6 protein-coding genes are annotated in these 4925 nt (G+C 60.0%); all 6 read right to left on the bottom strand.

What is annotated here, in order from left to right; translation table 11 throughout:
• Positions 1-1021, bottom strand: a 1021-nt coding sequence (locus tag B3520_RS11045; RefSeq protein ID WP_286876048.1) for an Hpt domain-containing protein, incomplete at its 3' end; no start/stop codon positions are given.
• A 110-nt stretch (positions 1022-1131) separates the two neighbouring features.
• Positions 1132-1932 (bottom strand): protein phosphatase CheZ, encoded by an 801-nt coding sequence (locus B3520_RS11040; RefSeq protein WP_286804704.1) that lies wholly within the window; start codon positions 1930-1932, stop codon positions 1132-1134.
• 56 nt (positions 1933-1988) lie between these two features.
• Positions 1989-2372, bottom strand: a complete 384-nt coding sequence (cheY, locus tag B3520_RS11035; RefSeq protein WP_024459986.1) for a chemotaxis response regulator CheY — start codon at positions 2370-2372, stop codon at positions 1989-1991.
• Positions 2373-2506: 134 nt separating this feature from the next.
• A complete protein-coding gene (locus B3520_RS11030; RefSeq protein WP_286876047.1) occupies positions 2507-3229 on the bottom strand; it encodes an RNA polymerase sigma factor FliA in 723 nt (240 codons plus the stop codon).
• A 44-nt stretch (positions 3230-3273) separates the two neighbouring features.
• The gene (locus B3520_RS11025) at positions 3274-4098 is read right to left on the bottom strand and encodes a MinD/ParA family protein (protein ID WP_024459984.1); all 825 of its coding nucleotides are present in this window, start codon (positions 4096-4098) and stop codon (positions 3274-3276) included.
• Positions 4099-4145: 47 nt separating this feature from the next.
• Positions 4146-4925, bottom strand: a 780-nt coding sequence (locus tag B3520_RS11020) for an AAA family ATPase (RefSeq protein ID WP_349678480.1), incomplete at its 5' end; no start/stop codon positions are given.

Raw genomic sequence — 4925 nt, 5'->3', positions numbered from 1 at the left:
ATGGAGCCGACGGGGCGCTATCGGGTTTTGCCGCAGCACTGGTATCCGGCTTTCCGGAGGCGTCAGGTTGCTTGCGGGTTGGCCCCTGCCCTTTGCCATGGAGCTCATCGAGCAGCGACTCGAACTCATCGTCACTGATCAGATCATTGTTGGACGAATTGCCCGATGCGGATTTACCACTTTCTGCGGGCGCTTGGGCTGGTTCAGACGGCTCTGGCGCCGCAGACTTTGCCGTTGTGCCGGTCCCCGGGCCCTTGCCCTTACCGTGTAACTGATCCAACAGCGCTTCGAATTCATCGTCATCGATTTCATCGCTGTCTGAAGCGGGGGCTTCGGAGGATGGTTTGGCCGGCTGACTCGCACCCGGGCCTTTGCCTTTACCGTGCAGCTCATCCAGCAAGGCTTCAAACTCGTCTTCCTGAATGACATCACCCTGCTCTGGCGACGGCTTCGAGTCGGATCCGCTTTTGGCGGGCGCGGCACCGGGCTCATCGGCAATGGCATCCAGCAGCTGCTCAAACTCGTCGTCGGTAATATCACCCTGGGCTTTGGGTGTGTCGTTACCCACCGGCTCACCGGACCCGTGGCTCTGATCACTTTCTGAGGTGGTATCGGCGCCACCGTCAATCGGCTCGCCGTTCACCAGCCGCTGCAGGGTGTCGATCAACTGAGGATCGGCCGACGACATGTCTTCCCGTTGCGACACTTCCGCAAACTGCTGGTTGATGGTATCGAGCGACTGCAGCACCACGTCCATCAACTCGGAAGTCACCTGGCGCTGGCCGTTGCGCAACACATCGAACAGGTTCTCGGTCACATGGCAACACTCCACCATGGGATCGAGCTGGAGAAACCCAGCCCCACCCTTGACGGTATGAAAACCACGGAAAATCGCGTTGAGCAAATCAGCGTCGTCGGGGCGCTGCTCCAGCTCGACCAGCTGCTCGGAGAGCTTCTCCAGTATTTCGCCTGCTTCGACCAGGAAGTCCTGGAGAATTTCTTCGTCGTCACCGAACCCCATTCAGCGCTCCTATCAAACCTATCTCACCGGTTATTGTCATCGGGTGGTCGCCCCTGGCTGACCACCCTGGCGCGCATTGCGCCTGCGGGTGAACCCTGTTCCGACCCAGGTCAGAAACCCAGGCTCGACAGCAAATCGTCCACTTCGTCCTGACTGGATACCACGTCAGCCCGTTCGCTGGCGTTCATCTGCGGCCCCTCTCCGGAGCTCTGTTCACGTTTTTTCACTGCCGCTTCTTCACTATCGGCCTCGGGCACAAAACCTGTAACATCTTCCACCTGGGCGGCAATCCGGACCAGGCTGACAAGGTCCTGCTCCACATCATTGATCAGCCCGATCACCCGCTTGAGCACCTGACCGGTCAAGTCCTGAAATCCCTGTTCGAGCACAATCTCCTGCAGGTTACGACCGATGGTCTCGGTGCCGGTCACCATCTGCCCCAGAAAATCGTCCATCCGGTGGTACAGCTCGCGAAACTCATCCGGACTCATTTCGCGGCGCTTCAGCCGGGCCCACTCCTCTTTCAGAGAGCCGGCTTCCTGCCCGAGATTGGTGGCGATGGGCGCCGACTCGTCCACCATATCCATGGTTTTTTCGGCGGCCTGCTGAGTCAGGTCAATGACGTAGTTCAGACGGTTGGAGGCGTCCCGAATTTCGGAGTTTTTGATATCGGGCGGTTCGGAGCTGAGGTCACCATCAACGTTGAAGTTGACGATGGCATCGTGCAGCCCGCGCGTCAGACGCCCGACGGACTGGAAAATATGCCGGTCGCGCACTTCGGTGATCGCGTGAATCAGCTGGGAGGCCTCTTCATACTGGTCTCCCTGAAGCTTGTCGACCAGCAGCTTGGCGCACTCTTTCAGCTCGGAGATGAACTCGTCGTTTTCATGCAACTGGGATGTTGAAGCCATGAATAAGCCTTATTGTCGCTATGGGCCGGCGCCCCAAGACACCGACGGCGCGCGGTTTAACCGACGCGTTCAAAAATTTTCTCGATCTTTTCCTTGAGCGCCGCAGCGGTAAACGGTTTGACCACGTACCCGTTCACACCGGCCTGAGCGGCTTCAATAATCTGATCGCGCTTGGCTTCAGCGGTCACCATCAGAACCGGCAATGCATGCAGCTTCTCGTCCTCGCGCACCGCGCGCAGCAGATCGATGCCGGTCATACCGGGCATGTTCCAATCGGTCACCAGGAAGTCAAAGTCGCCGCTGCGCAGCATCGGCAAGGCGGTTACCCCGTCGTCAGCCTCGTGGGTATTGCTGAACCCCAGGTCTCTGAGCAGGTTCTTAATAATCCGTCGCATTGTCGAGAAATCGTCGACAATCAGGATCTTCATGTTTTTATCCAATGCAACCTCCGTCTACTCTGGCGGGAGTCTGGTTTCAAGAATGGGAAGTAGCGCCACAGGGCGCCCACCACACCGGTGAAATTGGTATTCTAGCAAGGCCGTGCCCGGCAAAGTACCCACAAACCTCTGGCGCGTCAATCATTACCCTGCCAGTCGGCCAGCCGGGTTCTCAGGCGCAGGGCGGCCTGGCTGTGGATCTGGCTGACCCGGGATTCGCTGACCCCGAGGACCTGCCCGATCTCCTTCAGGTTAAGCTCTTCATCGTAATAGAGCGCCAACACCAGCTTTTCCCGCTCCGGTAGTTGGGTTATCGCCTGCGCAAGGGATTGCTTTAGCGCCGTGCGCTGAATTCCGTCCAGGGGGCTGGCGTGCTCGGAGCCTGGGCCCGCCATATGCTGACTGGTGTCGTCATCGCCGAAGGTCTCTTCGTAGCTGAACAACCGGCTGGCACTGGCATCCCGCAGCATATCGAAATACTCATCCAGCTCAATACCCAGCTCGTCGGCCACTTCGGCATCCTGGGCATCCCGACCAGTACGCCCTTCCACAGTACCAATAGCCTCGCTAATCCGCCGGGCGTTCCGGTGCACCGAGCGCGGCGCCCAGTCGCCCCGGCGCATTTCGTCCACGATGGCACCGCGAATGCGGATACCGGCGTAGGTTTCAAAGCTGGCCCCCTTGGAAGCATCATACTTCTGAGAGGCTTCAATCAGGCCGATCATGCCGGCCTGGATCAGGTCGTCAACCTGCACACAGGCAGGCATGCGCAACATCATGTGATGGGCAATGCGCTTTACCAGGGACGCATAGTCCTCCACCCGTATCTGGTTGCCAAGTTGTCGGGTTTTATCGTACATGGCTAATCCATCGGCTGCGGCCATTGTCAGCTACCTCACACCATCTAGCGACTGTTGGCGACCTGGAGCAGACGCTCGACAAAAAATTCCAGCCGCCCCGTGGGCGCGCTGGGCAGAGGCCACTGATCCACTTCTTTGGCGAGCGTACGAATCGCTTGCGCCGCCTTGCTCTGAGGGGCGAACTCCAGCAGTGACTTTTGTTTCTGTACGGCTTTGCGCACATTTTCGTCAAAGGGAACATGGCCCACATACTGAAGGGTGACATCCAGAAACCGCTCGCACACGCTGTTCAGCTTGTTGAACATCATCTGCCCTTCGCGGGTGGTGCGGGTCATATTCGCCACTACTCGGAAACGTTGCAGACCGTGATCCCGGTTGAGCACCTTGATCAGGGCGTAGGCATCGGTAATGGACGACGGCTCGTCGCACACCACCACCAGTACTTCATTGGCGGCCCGAACGAAGCTCACCACGGTATCGGAGATACCGGCGGCGGTATCCACCACGAGAATATCCACCTGATCACTCAGCTCACTGAAGGCATTGATCAGGCCCGCATGCTCACGGGGCCCGAGCATGGTCATGCGCTGGACGCCCGAGGCGGCGGGGACAATTTTCAGACCGGAGGGGCCGTTAACCAGCACATCCCGAAGCCCCATTTCGCCGTTGAGCACATCGGACAGGGTATGTTTGGCCTTGAGACCGAGCAGCACATCGACATTCGCGAGGCCCAGGTCCGCATCCAGCAGCACCACACGGCGGCGAAGTTCGGCCAAAGCGATACTCAGGTTGACGGAAATATTACTCTTTCCCACACCGCCCTTGCCGCCGGACACTGCTATGACTTGAACCGGACGCATTTGACTCATCTGCCGTTCTACTCCTCACGTTCTTCGACTGACCCTAACAAGGTCGATTATAGGGCCCGGCGGGCGACGGTGGCCGTGGCACCCTGGGGGCGGCGCGCGGCGTCATCGCGCCGACCAACCAGGCTGGCCGCTCGGGTCACCAACTGGTGCGGGCGAGCCACCTGAATATCCCGGGGAATATCCTGACCGTCGGTAGTATAGACGATTGGCACCCCGGCCTGCATGACTACACCCAGTGCCTCACCCAGACTCGCGCTCTCATCGAGCTTACTGAGAATGCAGCCGGTCAGACCCTGACCGCCGTAGGCGTGCACTGAGGCCTTTAACATCGCCGCCTGACTGGTGCTGGGCAGCACCATCAGTGGTTTGACCTGAGGCAGGCGACGGAGTGTGTCGAGCTGCTCGGTCAGCCGGGGATCGCCCTGGCGGAATCCCGCGGTATCAATCAGCACCAGTGCGTGACGGCGCAGACTGTAGAGCACCGACTCCAGGCTGGACTGATCGTCTACCACCCGCAGAGTCACACCGAGGATACGCGCCAGGGAGCGAAGCTGATCATGGCCGCCGATCCGGTGGGTATCCAGGGTCACCAGGGCCACATCCCGGGCACCGTGTTCCATGACATAGCGGGCCGCGAGCTTGCCGATGGTGGTGGTTTTGCCGGCCCCGGTGGGGCCGACCAGTGCGTAGACGCCACCCCGGGAGACCGGGTCGGCGCCGTCAGCCGGCAACTTGCGCGCCAGCTGCGCCAGCGCACCCGTCCAGGCTTGCGCGAGTGGCTGACCGGCCGGGGTGTCGTTGAGAATGGCTTCCGCGGCCTCCTGCTC

The organism is Marinimicrobium sp. UBA4509, assembly GCF_002388575.1.
Lineage (GTDB): Bacteria > Pseudomonadota > Gammaproteobacteria > Pseudomonadales > Cellvibrionaceae > Marinimicrobium > Marinimicrobium koreense.
Note: the sequence above shows the minus strand (reverse complement) of the source record. Positions and strands in the feature narration are given on the sequence as shown.